16 protein-coding genes are annotated in these 17985 nt (G+C 58.1%); 11 read left to right on the forward strand and 5 right to left on the reverse strand.

The features are described from left to right. Positions 1–204 precede the first annotated feature (204 nt). The 3 genes from prfB to ung all read left to right on the forward strand — a co-directional run bounded on the left by prfB (position 205) and on the right by ung (position 3633). A protein-coding gene (prfB, locus tag ACP2AU_RS14220; RefSeq protein ID WP_426376867.1) for a peptide chain release factor 2 occupies positions 205–1300 on the forward strand; the annotation gives its coding sequence in 2 pieces (ribosomal slippage) (positions 205–276 and positions 278–1300; 1095 coding nt in all). A gap of 52 nt (positions 1301–1352) precedes the next feature. Further along, a complete protein-coding gene (gene lysS / locus ACP2AU_RS14225) occupies positions 1353–2888 on the forward strand; it encodes a lysine--tRNA ligase (protein ID WP_426376868.1) in 1536 nt (511 codons plus the stop codon). Between the two features lie 4 nt (positions 2889–2892). After that, a complete protein-coding gene (ung, locus tag ACP2AU_RS14230) occupies positions 2893–3633 on the forward strand; it encodes a uracil-DNA glycosylase (protein ID WP_426376869.1) in 741 nt (246 codons plus the stop codon). A gap of 36 nt (positions 3634–3669) precedes the next feature. On the opposite strand, the gene ACP2AU_RS14235 is transcribed toward ung, so the two are convergent. From ACP2AU_RS14235 to nadB, 5 genes are all read right to left on the reverse strand, one after another. Then, positions 3670–4503: an HDOD domain-containing protein gene (locus tag ACP2AU_RS14235; RefSeq protein ID WP_426376870.1), complete on the reverse strand. Its 834-nt coding sequence runs from the start codon at positions 4501–4503 to the stop codon at positions 3670–3672. A 100-nt stretch (positions 4504–4603) separates the two neighbouring features. Beyond that, complete coding sequence (locus tag ACP2AU_RS14240; RefSeq protein WP_426376871.1) at positions 4604–5578, reverse strand: YgfZ/GcvT domain-containing protein; 975 nt, start codon at positions 5576–5578, stop codon at positions 4604–4606. Between the two features lie 27 nt (positions 5579–5605). Next, the gene (locus ACP2AU_RS14245; protein ID WP_426376872.1) at positions 5606–6067 is read right to left on the reverse strand and encodes a hypothetical protein; all 462 of its coding nucleotides are present in this window, start codon (positions 6065–6067) and stop codon (positions 5606–5608) included. Then, positions 6051–6323 (reverse strand): succinate dehydrogenase assembly factor 2, encoded by a 273-nt coding sequence (locus ACP2AU_RS14250; RefSeq protein WP_426376873.1) that lies wholly within the window; start codon positions 6321–6323, stop codon positions 6051–6053. Before ACP2AU_RS14250 ends, ACP2AU_RS14245 begins: the two co-directional genes overlap by 17 nt. Before the next feature lie 38 nt (positions 6324–6361). Further along, the gene (gene nadB, locus ACP2AU_RS14255; RefSeq protein WP_426376939.1) at positions 6362–7969 is read right to left on the reverse strand and encodes an L-aspartate oxidase; all 1608 of its coding nucleotides are present in this window, start codon (positions 7967–7969) and stop codon (positions 6362–6364) included. Positions 7970–8177: 208 nt separating this feature from the next. On the opposite strand from nadB, the gene rpoE reads away from it, so the two are divergent. The 8 genes from rpoE (at position 8178) to lepB (ending at position 17982) form a co-directional block, all read left to right on the forward strand. Beyond that, positions 8178–8795, forward strand: a complete 618-nt coding sequence (gene rpoE / locus ACP2AU_RS14260; protein WP_426376940.1) for an RNA polymerase sigma factor RpoE — start codon at positions 8178–8180, stop codon at positions 8793–8795. Positions 8796–8810: 15 nt separating this feature from the next. Continuing rightward, a complete protein-coding gene (locus ACP2AU_RS14265) occupies positions 8811–9356 on the forward strand; it encodes a sigma-E factor negative regulatory protein (RefSeq protein ID WP_426376941.1) in 546 nt (181 codons plus the stop codon). A 16-nt stretch (positions 9357–9372) separates the two neighbouring features. Then, entirely contained in the window at positions 9373–10428 is a 1056-nt protein-coding gene (locus ACP2AU_RS14270) for a MucB/RseB C-terminal domain-containing protein (protein ID WP_426376874.1), read from the forward strand. Further along, positions 10418–10867: a SoxR reducing system RseC family protein gene (locus tag ACP2AU_RS14275; RefSeq protein ID WP_426376875.1), complete on the forward strand. Its 450-nt coding sequence runs from the start codon at positions 10418–10420 to the stop codon at positions 10865–10867. The genes ACP2AU_RS14270 and ACP2AU_RS14275 overlap by 11 nt, the downstream gene beginning before the upstream one ends. Before the next feature lie 157 nt (positions 10868–11024). Then, positions 11025–12428, forward strand: a complete 1404-nt coding sequence (locus ACP2AU_RS14280; RefSeq protein ID WP_426376942.1) for a DegQ family serine endoprotease — start codon at positions 11025–11027, stop codon at positions 12426–12428. Positions 12429–12544: 116 nt separating this feature from the next. Beyond that, complete coding sequence (locus ACP2AU_RS14285) at positions 12545–15271, forward strand: bifunctional diguanylate cyclase/phosphodiesterase (protein WP_426376876.1); 2727 nt, start codon at positions 12545–12547, stop codon at positions 15269–15271. A gap of 104 nt (positions 15272–15375) precedes the next feature. Next, on the forward strand, positions 15376–17178 hold the full coding sequence (gene lepA / locus ACP2AU_RS14290; protein ID WP_426376877.1) for a translation elongation factor 4: 1803 nt from the start codon (positions 15376–15378) through the stop codon (positions 17176–17178). A gap of 12 nt (positions 17179–17190) precedes the next feature. After that, positions 17191–17982, forward strand: coding sequence for a signal peptidase I (gene lepB / locus ACP2AU_RS14295; RefSeq protein WP_426376878.1), 792 nt, complete (start codon positions 17191–17193; stop codon positions 17980–17982). Positions 17983–17985: the final 3 nt, after the last annotated feature.

The following is a 17985-nucleotide window of genomic DNA, read 5'->3' on the forward strand; positions in this document are numbered from 1 at the left end:
AAAACAGGGATGTTTTCGCTAAGCGTACAGGGAAGTATTTACAGCGTCTCCCGGAAGGGCCACCACCCACCCTGTGCTTGCACCAAAGCCAGAGGCCTGGGCCCGAATGCTGCGTACATTCCCCCTGCTGATTTGCACCGTAAATTCCGGTAGAATCCGCCCTCTGTTTTTATCGCATCATTTTCCAACGCGAGACACGATTTCATGGAAATTAATCCCATAGTGACGAAGATCAAAGAGCTTCGCGAGCGCACCGACGCGCTGAGGGGGTATCTTTGACTATGATCAGCGCAATGAACGCCTGACCGAAGTCGAACGCGAACTCGAACAACCCACTGTCTGGGACGATCCCGATCGGGCCCAGGCACTGGGCAAAGAGCGCTCCGACCTTGAGCTGATTGTCAAAACCATCGACAACCTCACCAGCGGCCTGGCCGACGCAGAAAGCCTGCTCGACATGGCGGTGGAAGAGGACGATGAAGGTACCGTCCAGGAAATCGAAGCCGATCTGGAGGGGCTGGACAAGGAGCTGGAAAAGCTCGAGTTCCGCCGTATGTTCTCCGGTGAAATGGACGCCAATAATGCCTACCTGGATATCCAGGCCGGGTCTGGTGGTACTGAGGCTCAGGATTGGGGCAATATGCTCCTGCGGATGTACCTGCGCTGGGCAGAACGCCGCGGCTTCAAGGCCGAAATCGTCGAACTGCAGGAAGGGGATGTAGCCGGCATCAAAAGTGCCACCATCCATATCCAGGGTGACTACGCCTACGGCTGGCTGCGCACTGAAACCGGGGTTCATCGACTGGTCCGTAAATCCCCGTTCGATTCCGGAAACCGCCGTCACACCTCGTTCTCTTCCGTGTTCGTATCACCGGAAGTGGACGACAGCTTCGAAATCGAAATCAACCCGGCGGATCTGCGTGTCGATGTGTACCGCGCTTCCGGTGCTGGTGGTCAGCACGTAAACCGGACCGAATCCGCGGTGCGACTGACCCACAACCCCACGGGCATCGTGGTTGCCTGTCAGGCCGGCCGAAGCCAGCACCAGAACAAAGACCAGGCCATGAAGCAGCTCAAGGCCAAGCTCTTTGAACTGGAAATGCAGAAGCGCAATGAAGAGAAACAGAAAGCCGAAGACTCCAAGTCTGACATCGGCTGGGGTAGCCAGATCCGCTCCTACGTGCTGGACGACAGCCGTATCAAGGACCTGCGCACCAAGGTGGAAACCAGCAACACCCAATCGGTGCTGGATGGCGACATCGACAAGTTTATTGAAGCCAGTCTGAAGATGGCGCTGTAACCGGCGCCCTTGAAACCAAACCGGACCATTCCGACTTCTTTAGTGAGCCAACATGACTGAACAGACCCAGAACGCCGCACAGCAAGAGGACAACAAGCTGATTGCCGAGCGCCGCGCCAAGCTGGCTGCGCTGCGCGAGCAGGGCAATCCGTTTCCGAACAACTTCCGTCGCGATGCCACCGCTGCCCAGTTGCAGGCCGAGTATGGTGATAAATCGAAGGAAGAGCTGGAGCAGCTGGGTATCAAGGTGGCGATCTCCGGCCGTATGATGCTGGATCGCAAAGCCTTCAAGGTGGTTCAGGACATGACCGGCCGGATTCAGGTCTATGCCTCCAAAGACGTCCAGAAAGACACCAAGCACTGGGATCTTGGCGACATCATTGGCGTGCGAGGGACCTTGTCCAAATCCGGCAAGGGTGACCTGTATGTGACCATGGAAGAATATGTGTTGCTTACCAAGTCGCTGCGCCCGCTGCCGGAGAAGCACAAGGGCCTGACCGATACCGAAGCCCGCTACCGGCATCGCTATGTCGACCTGATGGTGAACGAAGACAGCCGCCGCGTGTTCCATGCCCGTTCGAAAATTATCAACACCATGCGCCAGTACTTCACCGAGCGTGACTTCATGGAGGTGGAAACCCCCATGTTGCAGGTGATCCCCGGTGGCGCCACGGCCCGTCCGTTCGTCACTCACCACAATGCCCTGGGCATTGATATGTATTTGCGTATTGCCCCGGAACTGTTCCTGAAACGGCTGGTTGTGGGTGGTTTTGAGCGCGTGTTTGAAATCAACCGCAATTTCCGGAACGAAGGGCTGTCGACCCGGCACAATCCGGAATTCACCATGGTCGAATTCTATCAGGCGTACGCCGATTACAACGATCTGATGGACCTGACCGAGGATATGTTGCGCACGATCACCCGGAAAGTGCTGGGTAGCACGGTTGTGACCAACACCCGGGTACTCAAGGATGGCAGCGAAGAGACGGTAGAGTACGATTTTGGCAAGCCCTTTGAGCGCCTGACCGTTGTCGATGCTATTTTGCGCTACAACCCTGACATCACCCGTGAGCAGTTGGCTGATGATACCAGTGCGCGCGAGGTGGCGAAAAACCTCGGTATCCAGGTGAAAGACATCTGGGGCCTGGGCAAGGTGCAGATCGAAATATTCGAGGCCACGGCAGAGCATCGCCTGACCCAGCCCACCTTCATTACCGAGTATCCGAAAGAAGTGTCGCCCCTGGCCCGGTGCAAGGATAGTGACCCGTTCGTAACCGAGCGTTTCGAGTTCTTTGTTGGCGGTCGCGAGATTGCCAACGGCTTCTCAGAGCTGAATGATGCCGAGGATCAGGCGGAGCGTTTCCAGGCCCAGGTGGCTGAGAAAGACGCCGGTGATGACGAGGCCATGTTCTATGACGATGACTATGTCATGGCGTTGGAATATGGTTTGCCGCCAACGGCCGGTGAAGGCATTGGTATTGACCGTCTGGCCATGCTGCTGACCGATTCGCCATCCATTCGCGATGTAATCCTGTTCCCGGCCATGCGTCCCGAACACAAGGCCGAGCAGAAGTCGGACAGCGAGTAAGCCCGTGCATCCGGTTGAGGCGCTGGCTCAGGAGCTGAAGCCTGGTTGTGGCTGGGATGAGTGGCTGGCGGAAGAACTCCGCCAGCCTTACATGAGGCAGTTGGCTGAATTTCTGGCGGCGGAGGAACAGGCTGGCAAGATTCTGTTCCCGCCCAGCTCAGACTGCTTTAACGCCCTGAACAGCACGCCATTGGCCAATGTAAACGTGGTGATTCTTGGTCAGGACCCCTATCACGGGCCCGGTCAGGCCCATGGCCTTTGCTTTTCGGTTCGCCCGCAGATTCCTGTGCCGCCGTCACTGGTGAACATCTTCAAGGAAATCAAAGCCGATCTGGGGGTTGATGCGCCGGATCACGGCTGCTTGCAGCCCTGGGCGGAGCAGGGCGTGCTGTTGCTCAACAGCGTCCTCACGGTTGAGCAGGGCAATGCCGGAGCTCATCGGGGCAAAGGGTGGGAAACGTTTACCGACAGAGTGATTGAGGTGATCAACCGCGAACGGCACAACGTGGTGTTTATGTTGTGGGGGAGTTACGCGAAGAAAAAAGGCCAGCACATTGACCGGGCCCGCCACCTGGTTCTGGAAGGGCCGCACCCCTCACCCCTGAGTGCTTACCGCGGTTTTTTCGGTTGCCAGCATTTCTCAAAAGCCAATGACTGGCTACAGAAGCAGGGACGGCCGGCGGTGGATTGGGCATTGCCAAGTAAGGCCGCCCTGGTCGAGCGTTATGGCAAGAACGGGGCCTGATGCTGCCGGAAGGCCGCACACCAGGCTCCGGAGAGGTTACTGAAGCAACGCCATGGCCGCTTCCATCTGGGCGTTGAGGTCTTCCTCTTCGCTCATATCGATATTGGGGTCCAGCCCCAGGCGATCGAAGGCAGAAATTGTGGTCCAGTCAATCTCGGTCCACGGATGCTCCGTCCCGGCGACCAGTTGCAGGTTCGCCACCATCACCAGATCCACGTAATCCGCTGCAGGCACCTCGCGCTGGAAGTTGGCGTATTCCAGAGGCACATTCTGTAGCTCTTTCGGGAAATCCCACTTCTTCAGGATCCGGGATCCGATGCGCGGGTGCAGCTCATCGATGATGTTATCCAGCATGATGCTGCTGATCTGGATGTCCTGATCTTCTACGTAGCGCAGAATCGGCAAAATACCGATCAGGTGTACCAGGCCGGCCAGTGTTGCCTGATCCGCCTTGAGGCGGCTGTAATGTTGCGCCAGCACGTGACAGATGCCGGCTACCTCGGTGCTCGTCTGCCAGGTTGCCCGCAGGCGCTTGTCGATCATGTCTGAGGTGGCCTGGAACATCTGCTCCATGGCCAGCCCCATGGCCAGGTTGCTGGTGTACGCCATACCCAGGCGACTTACTGCCATGTTCAGGTTTTCAATGGCTCGACTGCCACGAAACAGTGGGCTGTTGCATACCCGGATGATCCGGGCCGACAGTGCAGTGTCGTTGCTGATCACTTTCACCAGGTCGGCAATCGCGGAGTCTTCAGATTCGGCAATCTCTCTTACCTGAAGTGCGACTTCCGGCAGAGTGGGGAGTACCAGCTTGTCGTTTTCAATCGCAGCCGTCAGGTCAGACTTGATGGTTTCAACAATATTGGCCATGTTCAGTTAGTTTCCACTTGTCTGGCGGTGCCCCGTACAGGGGGCAGAGTCCGGTATGTATTTTAATTTATAGCAAATTTTTCCGGTATTTCCTGTCAACTTATGTATCCGCTGTGTCCGCTTGCTCCCTTTCCGGGACCGGATATGGCAGCGTAAGAACCGTCAGGCGGCCCTGTTCATAACCCTCAAGGGCCAGGGGTGCTGCGGCCGCGTCGTGTCGAATGACGGCCAGCAGCTCTCCGCTCCGGTCGGCGCTCGCCACCGCATTCACCACTTCCCCCACCGCACGGGTGCCAGACATCAGTCGGGTGCCGGCTTCCGGCACAAAGTCGCAGTCTGCGAATGCAAGCCGGTACAGGCTTTTCTTCAGCTGCCCCAGGAAGTGCATTCGGGCGATGACTTCCTGCCCGGTGTAACAGCCTTTCTTGAAGTGAATGCCCTGTAAATGCTGTAGGTTAAGCATTTGCGGCACGTAAGCCTCTTTGGTGCGGGCGGATAACCAGGGTACGCCGGCACTGATTTCCGTCGCGTGCCAGGCTTGCAGCGGCAGTTCGCGGCCAGCAGGCGATGTCTCGGTGGCATTGGATTGCCAGAATTCGAAGCGGGCTTTGTGATCGCTATCATCTTCCACCCGAATCAGAAAACCATCGCCGGTGCGCGCGACCTGTCCCGGGGCAGTGAGATCTCCGGCCGCTGGCCCGGCAATTTCCGTGGCGGTGTCAACGCCGACCAGGCCCAGAATGCGGCCTGAATCGAGCTGCTCGAGTGTGGTGCCGCGGAACAGCATCAGGTATTTGTTCAGATGCCGTATGGTCTCTTCGGCAAACGCCCGATCGAAGCAAAGCAGAAGGTCGTCTCCGTCTCTCACCAGTCGGGTGAGGCAGTAGGCCCTGCCTTTCGGTGTGCACGCAGCGGCTCGCAGGGAACAGGTTGGGGTGACCTCGTCAACGTTCTGGCTGAACTGGCCCTGAACAAATTTGTCTGTGCCCGGCCCGCTGATGCGAGCCATAACACGGTCGGTCAGACGGGCCCAGCCATTGAGGGGAGGCTGGGCGGGCGTATCGGCATTGGTCATCGAAAACTCCGGATAGCGTCGGGTGGTTCATCGTGAGATGGCCGCCGGCCCAGCCACGAGCCAAACTCGCAGCCGCCGGAATGCCTGTTCGGGAACATTGCCCTGATACAGCCGGGGAAAGCTGAACAGAATCGTTGTTGTGGTTCTTGATCTGGTGTCGACGGACTGAACTTTCAAGGCCAGGAGGGCGGCGCCCAGAATGCTGCATCCGCTGACCCGAGCCAGGAGTTCGCTGCCGTCTGCCAGTTTGCAGTGCAGGTGTTTGTCTGATGTTCTGATGCTGACGATGGCGTTGGCCCCGCGCAGCTGGCCGCAACGACGGAAATCCTGCCAGCTCAGGAGCAGGGATGCCGGTAACAGGGCAAAGGCCCAGGGAGTGATGCACGAGCCGACGCCCAGAAGAACGACGGAGAGCCCCAGGGAGGGCAGGCCGGCAAGCCAGCCGGCCGTTCGGGATGGCGACAGTGTCAGTTCAATCGGGTTGGACACGGTTCAGGATCATGTCAACGATCTGGCGAAGGTCCGGATCCTCCGGCTTGCTGCGCTGCATAAACCATTCGAACATATCGGTGTCCTCGCAACTCAGCAGTTTCTGGTAACGGGCCTGATCTTCCGGAGCCAGATCCCGGTAGGCTTCTTCCAGGAAGGGTAGCAGGAGCACATCCAGCTCCAGCATACCGCGGCGGCTGTGCCACCACAGGCGATGAAATTCAGTGTGTGCCTCGGAAGTATTGGTTTCGGACATAACGGATTCTGCCTTTGGAAAACGAAAAGTGCCCAGCCTCAGGGAGACGGGGTCCGGTAGGTTGTCGGCACCAGTACGGTATCCCGGGGATCGTTGAGCGGCCCCGGATAATCCAGCGTGTAATGTAGCCCCCGGCTTTCCTTGCGCTGTAGTGCCGAACAGATGATGAGGTCGGAAACTGTGACCAGATTTCGCAGTTCAATCAGATCGTTGGAGACCCGATAGTTGCTGTAGAACTCACTGATTTCACGGGACAGCAGGTCAACCCGGTGTTTCGCCCGCTGCAGACGTTTGGTGGTCCGGACAATGCCGACGTAATCCCACATGAAGTGCCGCAGTTCATCCCAATTGTGGGAGATTATCACGTCTTCATCGGAATCCCGTACCTGGCTTTCGTCCCAGTCCGGAGCGGACGGCGGCGGTGGAATATCGGCTTCGCGCCGGGCGATATCCTGGGCCGCGGCACGGCCGTATACAAGGCATTCCAGCAGTGAATTGCTGGCCATGCGGTTAGCTCCGTGCAGCCCGGTAAATGCCGCCTCACCAACGACATACAGCTGGTTGACATCGGTCCGGGCCCGCTCATCGCTGACAATACCGCCGCAGGTGTAGTGTGCAGCCGGGACCACCGGAATCGGCTCGCGGGTGATATCGATGCCAAACGCCAGGCACTTCTCGTATATGGTCGGAAAGTGCTGTTTGATGAAATCGGCCGGCTTGTGGCTGATGTCCAGGTACAGGTGGTCCGCCCCCAGGCGCTTCATCTCATGGTCAATGGCCCGTGCCACGATGTCCCGGGGCGCCAGTTCCGCCCGGTCGTCGAACCGGTCCATGAAACGGCTGCCATCCGGGAGCCTGAGTACACCCCCTTCACCCCTGACCGCTTCGGTAATCAGGAAGGACTTGGCGTGCGGATGATACAGGCACGTTGGGTGGAACTGATTGAATTCCATATTTGCGACGCGACACCCGGCGCGCCATGCCATGGCGATACCGTCGCCGGAGGCGCCATCAGGGTTGGTGGTGTAACGATAGGCCTTGGATGCACCACCGGTGGCGATCACCGTGAAGCGAGCACTGAACAGCTCCACGTGATTGTCTTCAAGGTTCAGAATATAGGCGCCAACGCAGCGGTTTCCTGGTAGGGCCAGTTTCCGGTTGGTAATCAGATCGACCGCGACCCGACCCGCTTTCAGATCGATATTGGCTTGTGCTTTCGCCTGGCTCGCCAGGGTGGTCGAGACGGCATGACCGGTCGCATCGGCCGCGTGAATGATCCGGCGGTGGCTGTGGCCTCCCTCGCGGGTAAGGTGATAATCCTCGCCATCCTCCTGGCGAGTGAATTTTACACCGGAGTCAATCAGCCACTTGATGCTGGCTTTGCTGTGCTCAACCGTGAATCGCACCGAGTTCTCGTGGCACAGGCCGCCACCCGCGTTGAGTGTGTCCTGGATGTGGTTTTCCACCGAATCCGCATCGTCCAGAACCGCAGCAATGCCGCCCTGAGCCCAGAGCGTGGCGCCGGAACTGATATCGGCTTTGCTGATGACGCAAACCCGTAAATGTGTTGGCAGATTCAGTGCAACGGTAAGGCCGGCAGCACCGCTGCCGATGATCAGAACATCGTATTCGTAGGACTGTGGCATTGAATCGTCGTCGCGGGCCATAATGTGGACCTGTATTGAACTAAACTTTACGCTTGCTGTCTATTTGGGCGAACGGGTAACCCGGCCAGCCGGACATGGTCTGCCTGACGGGTTAATGAACGAACGCGGAAACAGCCCAATGACTCAAGCCACTCGCAAAGACGCCAGATTACCGGCTTCCAAACCAGGACCTTCTGTTGTTTCGTCCATGACACCTGACAATGACTGGAAATCCGGAGAGCAGACCGACAGCCAGACGGATCTGCAATTGGTTCGCAAGGTCCGCAACGGAGACCGCGCGGCTTTCGATTTGCTGGTTGTGAAGTATCAGTCCCGGGTTGCGTCGATCATCAGCCGCTACGTTTACGATAGCCAGGAAGTCATGGATCTGACCCAGGAAAGCTTTGTTAAGGCTTATCGGGCGATTGACCGTTTCCGGGGTGACAGCGCGTTTTATACCTGGTTATACCGAATTGCCGTCAACACCGCCAAGAACTTCCTCGAGGCGCGCGGCCGCAGGCCCCAGGGGTCGGCCGATGTCGGCGAGGCGGAAAACTTCGATGATGGTGGGCGGCTTCGTGACCCGGCGTCACCGGAGCGATTGCTTCAGCGCGAGCAATTGCAGAAAGCTCTGGCGCAGGCGATTGCCAGCCTGCCGGAGGAGTTGCGGTCGGCGTTTCTGCTCAGGGAGTACGATGGCCTGAGCTATGAAGATATCGCCCGGATACTCGAGTGCCCGATCGGCACCGTACGTTCAAGAATTTTCCGTGCGCGGGACTCGGTGGACCGCCACCTGGGACCGCTTCTTGATCATTCAGAAATGTAAATGAGGTTGCATCCGATGGATGAGCGTCTCAGAGAAACCCTGTCCTCGATGATGGATGACGAAGCCGATGAGCTGTCCGTGCGCCGCTTGTTATCCCATGGCAGCCAGCAGGATGTGCGAAGCCAGTGGCAGCGATGGCAGCAGGTTCGTGATCTGATGCATGAACAGCATGGCCCTGCTGATGGTATCGATGTCGCCGGCGCCGTGCGTGAAGCTCTGGATGGCCATGGGCGCGTTGAACCGCCGGCGTCACCCGCGGTAGCGCCCAGAGTGTCTGTTTGGCGCTGGCCGGTAGCGGCCATGGTGTTTATGGCGCTGATTGTGGGCTTTGGGGCCGGTGCCGGCTGGGACACCCGGATTACCGCGCCGGCGCCTGAGCTGGCTGGCAATGTGGCGCCGACTTCGCCTGTGGTGGAGGAAGTGGCGCTGCAAAGGCTGGATGAAGAACAGCTGCGGCAAATGCGCCAGTATTTGCTGGAGCATGCCCAGCACAGCAGTGTTGGTGCAGGGCGGGGCTCGGTTGGGTATGCCCGCCTGGCCACCGCCACAGGTAACTATTGAGCCGGGAGCGGAGATTATGAGCAGCCAGGTAGCCATTCGATTGAGGTGCCGGTTAACCGGTGTGCTGCTGTCGCTGCTTTGTCTGTTGGGCGGGCCGGTTCGTGCCGATTCGGGCGGGCCGGTTACGGAAACGCAGGCGCCGGAGGCGGATTCCGCAATAGCCTGGCTGGAGCGACTGGGCCCGGCGCTGAATATGACCTCTTATCGGGGCGTGTTTGTGTACGCCCGGGGTGACCGGGTGCACTCCATGCGCATAGCGCACCGTTATCGGAACGGGCGGGTCGAAGAGCGGTTGGTGATGCAGGACGGCGGTAGCGGCGAGATCGTTCGCAAAGGCATGAACGTGGTTTGTGTTCTCCCGGACCAGGGCAAGATCAGGCTGGACCAGGTTATTCCCTCCGGCCCCTTTGCCGAGGCTTTTACCAGCCAGTTGATGCCTTTTGGCCGCTGGTATCGGCCGGCACTGGCGGGTGATGATCGAGTGGCCGGCTATGACGTTGTGATCGTGGCACTGGACGCCAGGGATGACAACCGCTACAGCCATCGGCTATGGCTTGAGAAAGGTACCGGATTACTGGTGAAAAGCCAGGTTCGCGATGTGAGTGGCGAGGTGTTGGAGCAATTCCAGTTCACAGATCTGGAGATTACCGACGACATATCCGATGCGGAGCTGGAGGTGCGCAGTCGCGGCCGCGAGATCACGCGCACATTGGGAAGCGATCAGCAGGAGAGTTCCGGGCTGGGCCGCATGAGCGGCTGGAACCTGGAATGGCAGCCCGAAGGGTTTGTGCCGGCGGCTGCGCCGAGGTCCGGTAGTGGCAAGGCGGTGGCGTTCTCTGATGGCCTGGCGGCTTTTTCCGTGTTTGTTGAGCCGGTCGGACGTTTGAAAATGCCGACGGGCGCATCTCGGATCGGGGCGACAACGGTCTATATGCGTGAAGTGACCGTGGCCGATCGCCCATTTCTGGTAGCGGTGGTCGGTGAGATTCCGCCGGGCACGGCTCGCAAGGTGGCCGATGCGGTCAGCGTAAACGATGAGTTTGTTGTGGAGTTGTCCCGCCATGATCACTGAAACAGGATCCGTGATCGCTGTAACCGGAGCGCAGGCCTGGGTGCAGACGATCCGTACCAGTGCCTGCCAGAGCTGTTCGGCCCGCGCTGGCTGCGGTCAGCGGGTGCTGGCAGCTGCGTCTGGCGGGCGCGCCAACCAGGTGCTGGTTGAGAACAGCATTGGGGCGCAGGTTGGCGACGAGGTGGTCATCGGGTTGGATGAGCAGTCATTATTGAGTGCCTCGCTCGTGGTTTATGGGCTGCCGCTATTGTTGATGGTGCTTGGCAGTGTGTTGGCCCACAGTGGTAGTGCCGGTTCAGATCTCGCGGCGATTGGTGGGGCCGGTGCGGGTTTGGGCCTTGGTTTCTGGCTGGTTCGGCGGTGGCAATCCGGGCTTGGCGATCGTTACCGGCCGCATCTGGTGCGGGTAAGCACGATTGCCGTCTCGACATGTCCGTGATCCCTACCGTTTTTTAAGTTGAAAAAACAGGCTCCAGCCTCAGAATGCATCGGTGAACGCAAGTAAAATCAGGGGATTCTATATGTCGGACAAAAAGACAGAGATTGCCCAACTGCCCGCTGCCTTGAGGCCTGCGGCTGTTCTGGGTATATGGCTGATGCTGGCCGCTATGGTGTCCGTTTTCTGGAGCCAGAGTGTTGCGGCCAGTGGGTTGCCGGACTTCACTGAACTGGTGCGGGAAAACTCGGATGCGGTGGTCAATATCAGCACCACAACGGCCCCCGGCAAACAGGGCTCCGGTTTCCACGGGCTGCCATTCGACGAACGGCAGCTGGAGCAGCTGCCCCCCTTCCTCCAGGATTTTTTCCGGGGCCCCCAGTCTCCGTTCGGTGGTTCGCCACGTCCTCAGGAGCCTCGAAGAAGTATGGGCTCCGGTTTCATTGTGTCGGCCGACGGTTATGTACTCACAAACAACCATGTTGTTGAAGACGCCGACGAAGTGATTGTGCGCCTGAACGACCGCCGTGAATTTTCTGCCACCATCGTGGGAACCGATCCTCGTTCCGATATGGCGGTTCTGAAAATCGAGAATGGTGAAGACCTTCCGGTTGTCAGTGTTGGCCGTTCCCGTAATCTGGAAGTCGGTGAATGGGTATTTGCCATCGGGTCTCCGTTCGGTTTCGACTACACGGTGACGGCCGGTATCGTCAGCGCCCTGGGGCGTTCATTGCCCTCTGAAAACTACGTGCCGTTTATCCAGACCGATGTGGCTATTAATCCGGGGAATTCCGGTGGCCCGCTGTTTAACCTGGAAGGCGAAGTCGTTGGTATCAATTCCCAGATTTACACCCGCTCCGGTGGTTTCATGGGCGTGTCTTTTGCGATACCGATTGATGATGCCATGAACGTGTTTCGCCAGCTCCGGGACAAAGGCACAGTGGCTCGAGGCTGGTTGGGTGTGTTGATCCAGGAGGTCAACCGTGATCTGGCTGAAAGCTTCGGGTTACGCCGCCCTCGGGGCGCACTGATTGCCGAGGTGATGCAAGACTCTCCTGCCGAACAGGGTGGCCTGGAATCAGGCGATATTGTGCTGGAGTTCAATGGCGAAGACGTGGAGCTGTCCTCTGACCTGCCACCGATGGTAGGGCGTACACCGGTGGGTGAATCGGCACGCCTGACCGTTCTGCGCGGTGGAGATGAAATATCGCTGGATATAGAAATTGGCAAACTGCCCGATGATAGTGCCGACTCCGCCCAGCCAGCCTCCGGCCATGGTGATAACAATGCAGGAGCGCCCCTTGGCCTCTCTGTAGACCCGCTGCCGCCGGAGACTGCGCGCTCGGTTGGAATTGAAGGTGGCGTTGTGGTCACCCAGATCGAGCGTGGCCCGGCATTCAAGGCCGGTATTCGCGCTCGGGATATCATTACCGAGATCAACCGTGAGCAAGTGCGGTCGGTGCAGGATTTCAGGGCCGTGGTTCGTGATCTGCCCGAGAATCGTGCGGTTTCCGTGCGGATTGTCAGGCAGGGGCGGGCGATATACCTGGTCATGAAGCCCTGATCCAACCCTGCAGACGTGACCAGCCAGAGCCCCCGGCGTGCCACGACACGTTCGGGGGCTTTTGTTATACTCGCCGCCATTAACAATAAACCGGGTCACGGAACGGACCGAACACGATGATAATCAAAAAGGATCTTCCCCTCCGTCAGCTTCTGAAACTCCGCAATTCCTGGATAGCCTGGGTGGTTTTCCTGGTATCGGTTGTTGCCACGGTCCTGCTATGGCAGCTCTCCATACGGTTGGTGGAGGACAGAACCGAGGCCCGTTTCCGGACCCAGTCCCTGCAGTTGAAAACGGCAATTGAAGAGCGTCTGCTTAATTACGAGCAAGTGCTGGCCGGTAGTGCCGGCCTGTTTGCAGTAACCGGCGAGGTAACCCGTGACCAGTGGCAGGATTATGTTGATAACGTTGATATCAATCGTTACTACCCCGGCATTGAAGGCATTGGCTATGTCAAGCGCATCGGCGTGCGGGATATGGCGGACCATATAGCGTCGGTGAGGGCTGAGGGGCTGTATCATTATCTGGTCAAACCCCTGGGGGCCGGGCCGGACTATTACCCCATGATGTACCTGGAGCCGGGTACCGAGCGCAATCGCAAGGCGCTTGGTTACAACGCCTTTAGTGATCCCGTTCATCGCACGGCAATGGCTCAGGCCAGGGACGAGGCGCGGCCAACGGTTACCGGAAAGGTCGTGCTTGTGCAGGAATCCGTCGCCGAGGATCAGGCCGGGTTTCTGATGTATTACCCGGTCTATCAAGGGGGGGAGATTCCGGAGCTGAGAGCCGAGCGGCGAATGATGCTGGCGGGTTATGTCTTCAGTGCATTCCGGATGAATAACCTGCTCGATGGCATTGTCGGGCTGATCTCGCCGTTTCTCGATGTGCGCATCTACGACAGCGGCGTTGTTGCCCGTGATGCGCTGATGTACGGCTCGAATCTGGGCTCGCTGGACAACGAGTTCAGTTTTCAGATGAGCCAGAGCATCAGCCACGGCGGCCGGAAATGGCTGCTGCAGACGCGCTCCACACCGGCCTTTGATTATCTGGCGGCTGATCCAAGACCGCCTATCGTACTGGGCTCCGGTTTGGCCATCAGTGTGTTGCTGGGGCTGTTTGTGATGGCGCTTATCCGGTCGCGGCTGATTGCCCAGGTCAGCGCCGGACGATACCGTGCCATTACCGAGGGCGCCGCCAATGTGACCCTGGTTATGGATGGTCAGGGGAACCCGTTTTACGCCAGCCCCTCCTGCCGGGATATCCTCGGATTTGATCCGGACAAGGTGGAATCGCTGAAATTCAGGGAGCTGGTGAATCTCGACGACTGGCCGCACTTGCGGCAGGGTTTTGAGGAGGCAATGGCTGCGCCGGGCAAGCAGATGCCGGTAATACGGGCTCGCGTGAGAGACGCCCACGGCCAGTGGCGCGATATGGAGGGTACCTTTACCTCCATGCTCTCGGTTCCCGGGGTCGACGGCGTGGTTCTGAGCCTGCGTGACCTGACGCAGCTCAAGGCTGCACAGTCCGAGCTGCATCGCCTGGCGTTCTATGATCCGCTCACCGGGCTGGCCAACCGCCAGCTATTTCGTGACCGGCTCAATCATGTTATTCGCCGCAGTCGTCGCAGTGGCGAAGCTGCTGCGTTGATGTTTCTGGATCTCGACGGTTTCAAACGTATCAACGATACGCTTGGCCACGATGCCGGCGATGAATTATTGCGGCAGGTGGCGCACTGGCTTGAAGGCTGTGTCCGGGAGGAAGACTCGGTCGCTCGCCTGGGGGGCGACGAATTTGTGGTGCTGTTGTCCCGGATCAGCGGTTCGGAGGCGGCGGGCAAGGTTGCGGAAAACATTCTCAGGCGCCTGTGCCAGCGGATTCGCCTGAACGACCATGACGTGGGAGTAACGGTCAGCATTGGCATCACCATGGTTCCCCATGACAGCGAAGATCCGGGGGCGCTGATGAAATATGCCGACCTCGCTATGTATCGCGCCAAGGAGTTGGGGCGAAATACCTATCAATTCTTCACGCCGGCCATGAACATTCAGGCTGCGCGGCGTTTGTTGCAGCAAGAGGAACTGAATACGGCGCTGGATGGTGACCGGTTCGTGCTGCACTACCAGCCGAAAGTGGATCTGGCAAGCCAGCGGGTTATCGGTGTCGAGGCCTTTCTGCGCTGGCATCATCCGGAAAAGGGGTTGGTCTCGGCCCAGCAGTTTATCACCCTGGCGGAGGAAACCGGGTTGATTGTGCGCCTTGGGGAGCTGGCGTTGCGCCAGGCCTGTATTCAGGTTCAGGCGCTTGAGCGGGCGGGGTTCGAATCGCTGAAAATGGCGGTCAACTTCTCGGTTCGGCAGCTGACCGATTCCGGTTTTCTGGATATGATTCGGCGGGTGATCACTGAAACCGGTGTCGCCCCCGAGCGCCTGGAGCTGGAAATGCCGGCAGAACTGCTCAACGAAGACCCGAGAATGCTCCGTGAGTTGCTGGTGTCGCTCAATGATCTCGGAGTGTGCCTGATTCTGGATGATTTCGGCACCGGCTCTTGTTCGCTGGTGGCGCTGCAGCAGTTACCGCTGGATGTGATCAAGATTGATCATCGGTTCATTCGCGACATTCCCTACAATGTCAGTGCCACCGATGTCGCCTCCGCCGTTATTGCCCTGGCCCACAAGCTGCACCTGACCGTCGTGGCGGAAGGGGTGGAAACCATGCAGCAGCTTACGTTCCTCAAGTCGGCAGGATGCGCCCAGTGTCAGGGTAATCTGTTCAGCTATCCGTTGGACGAGGATGCCCTGATTGGCTTCCTGATTCGCCAGTATGAGAAGCCGCTTATTTGCTGATCATGGCAATGGCGGCCCTTAACCGGTAAAATCACGCCGTTCCCGGATCCCGGTAGTGGCCCCTCCGGGCTCAACCCTTCGTCTTATATGAGTAATCATTGTCTGTGACTGAACTGAGCCGAATCCGTAACTTTTCTATTATTGCCCACATTGACCACGGTAAATCCACCCTGGCAGATCGCTTTATCCAGATCTGTGGTGGACTGACCGACCGTGAAATGGCTGAACAAGTCCTGGATTCCATGGACCTGGAGCGAGAACGTGGGATCACGATCAAGGCCCAGAGCGTGACGCTCAATTACAAGGCGAACGATGGTGAAACCTACAAGCTGAACTTTATTGATACTCCCGGCCACGTGGATTTTTCCTACGAGGTATCGCGGTCTCTTTATGCCTGTGAGGGCGCCTTGCTGGTGGTCGATGCCGGCCAGGGGGTAGAGGCGCAATCGGTTGCCAACTGCTACACCGCCATTGAGCAGGGGCTGGAGGTTGTTCCGGTTCTCAACAAAATGGACCTGCCGCAGGCCGAACCTGAGCGGGTTGCCGAAGAGATAGAAGATATTATCGGCATCGAGGCATCGGATGCCGTTCGCTGCAGTGCAAAAAGTGGCCTGGGCGTCGAAGATGTGCTCGAGGACCTGATCAAGAAAGTGCCACCACCGAAAGGGGACAGGAGTGCACCTTTGCAGGCCCTGATTATTGATTCTTGGTTCGATAACTACCTTGGGGTGGTATCGCTGGTCCGGGTGACCGAGGGTGTGCTGAAAAAAGGCGATAAAATCGTTATCAAGTCCACGAAAAAGGCGTGGAGCGCCGACAAGGTCGGTATTTTTAATCCAAAACCGACCGATACCAACATTCTGGAAGCCGGCGATGTCGGTTTCGTGGTTGCGGGTATCAAAGATATCCACGGAGCGCCGGTTGGTGACACCATCGTGCACCAGAAGCACGCCGAAGAAACGCCGATGCTCCCCGGCTTTAAAAGGGTAAAACCGCAGGTTTATGCCGGTTTGTTCCCGGTCAGCGCTGACGATTATGACGATTTCCGGGATGCCCTGGAGAAACTGACGCTCAACGATGCCTCGCTGTTCTTTGAGCCGGAAAATTCCGACGCCCTGGGCTTCGGTTTCCGCTGCGGGTTTCTGGGTATGCTACACATGGAGATCATACAGGAGCGCCTTGAGCGCGAGTATGATCTCGATCTGATTACCACCGCGCCAACGGTTATCTACGAGGTCACCACCAAACAGGGGGAGACACTGTCGGTCGACAACCCCTCACGGCTGCCGGATGTTGGCTCCATCGAGGAAATGCGCGAGCCGATTGTGGAGGCCAATATCCTGGTGCCACAGGAGCACCTTGGCAACGTGATTGCCCTGTGTGAGGAAAAGCGGGGCGTCCAGAAGAATATGCATTTCATGTCCACCCAGGTGCAGCTGACCTATGAGTTGCCGATGGCGGAAGTGGTGATGGACTTCTTCGACCGCATCAAGTCGGCCAGCCGCGGCTTCGCATCGCTGGACTACCAGTTTGTGCGCTTTCAGGCTGCCAATCTGGTGCGCCTGGATGTTCTGATCAACAGCGAGCGTGTTGATGCCCTGGCGCTGATCGTGCATCGGGATCTGGCCCACCGCAAGGGCCGGCAGTTGATTGAAAAGATGAAAGAACTGATTCCGCGCCAGATGTTCGACATTGCCATACAGGCGGCGATCGGTACTCAGGTGGTCTCGAGGGTAACGGTCAAGGCCCTGCGCAAGAACGTCACAGCCAAATGTTATGGCGGGGATGTAAGCCGGAAAAAGAAACTGCTTCAGAAGCAGAAGGAAGGTAAAAAACGCATGAAGCAGCTGGGTAATGTTGAGGTGCCTCAGGAAGCGTTTCTTGCTGTATTGAAAGTGGATAACTAAGAAGGCACCTGGATGGATATTAATTTTCCACTGGTTCTTGTGGTCCTGACCTTCGCTACCGGCGCTGTCTGGCTTGCGGACATTCTGGTCCTGAAAAAACGGCGTCTGGCGTCGGCATCACCGGATTCCGGCGCCGATGCCCCCGCTGCCGGGGAGGACGGTAACGAACCCTGGCTGGTGGATATCAGCCGTTCGTTTTTTCCCGTTCTGGCGATCGTGCTGGTCTTGAGATCCTTTCTGATTGAGCCCTTCCAGATACCGTCGGGTTCCATGTTGCCAACTCTGGAAGTGGGCGATTTCATCCTGGTTAACAAGTATGCCTACGGTCTTCGGTTGCCGGTTGCGGGGACCAAGATTGTCGAGATGGGTGATCCCGAGCGGGGCGATGTCATGGTATTCCGTTACCCGGAGGACGGCTCCACCAATTACATCAAGCGTGTTGTGGGGCTGCCCGGTGATCATATCCGGTACCGGAACAAGCAATTGTTTATCAACGATGAGCCTGTACCCCGGGAGTTTGTTGCCCGGTTGCCGCCGCTGGAACGCTGGCGCGAGCAGCTGGGGGATGTGGAACACGATCTCTACCTCACCATGAACCGGCTGAACGGTTCCGGTGAAGGCGAGTGGATTGTGCCCCTGGGGCACTATTTCGTGATGGGCGATAATCGTGATAACAGCAACGACAGCCGCTTCTGGGGTACCGTGCCGGATGACATGGTAGTGGGCAAGGCCTTTGCCATCTGGATGCACTGGAAATCCCTGACAAGTCTGCCATCTTTTGATCGGGTAGGCGGCATCCAATGATTC

This window comes from Marinobacter sp. VGCF2001 (genome assembly GCF_049943275.1).
Taxonomy (GTDB): domain Bacteria; phylum Pseudomonadota; class Gammaproteobacteria; order Pseudomonadales; family Oleiphilaceae; genus Marinobacter.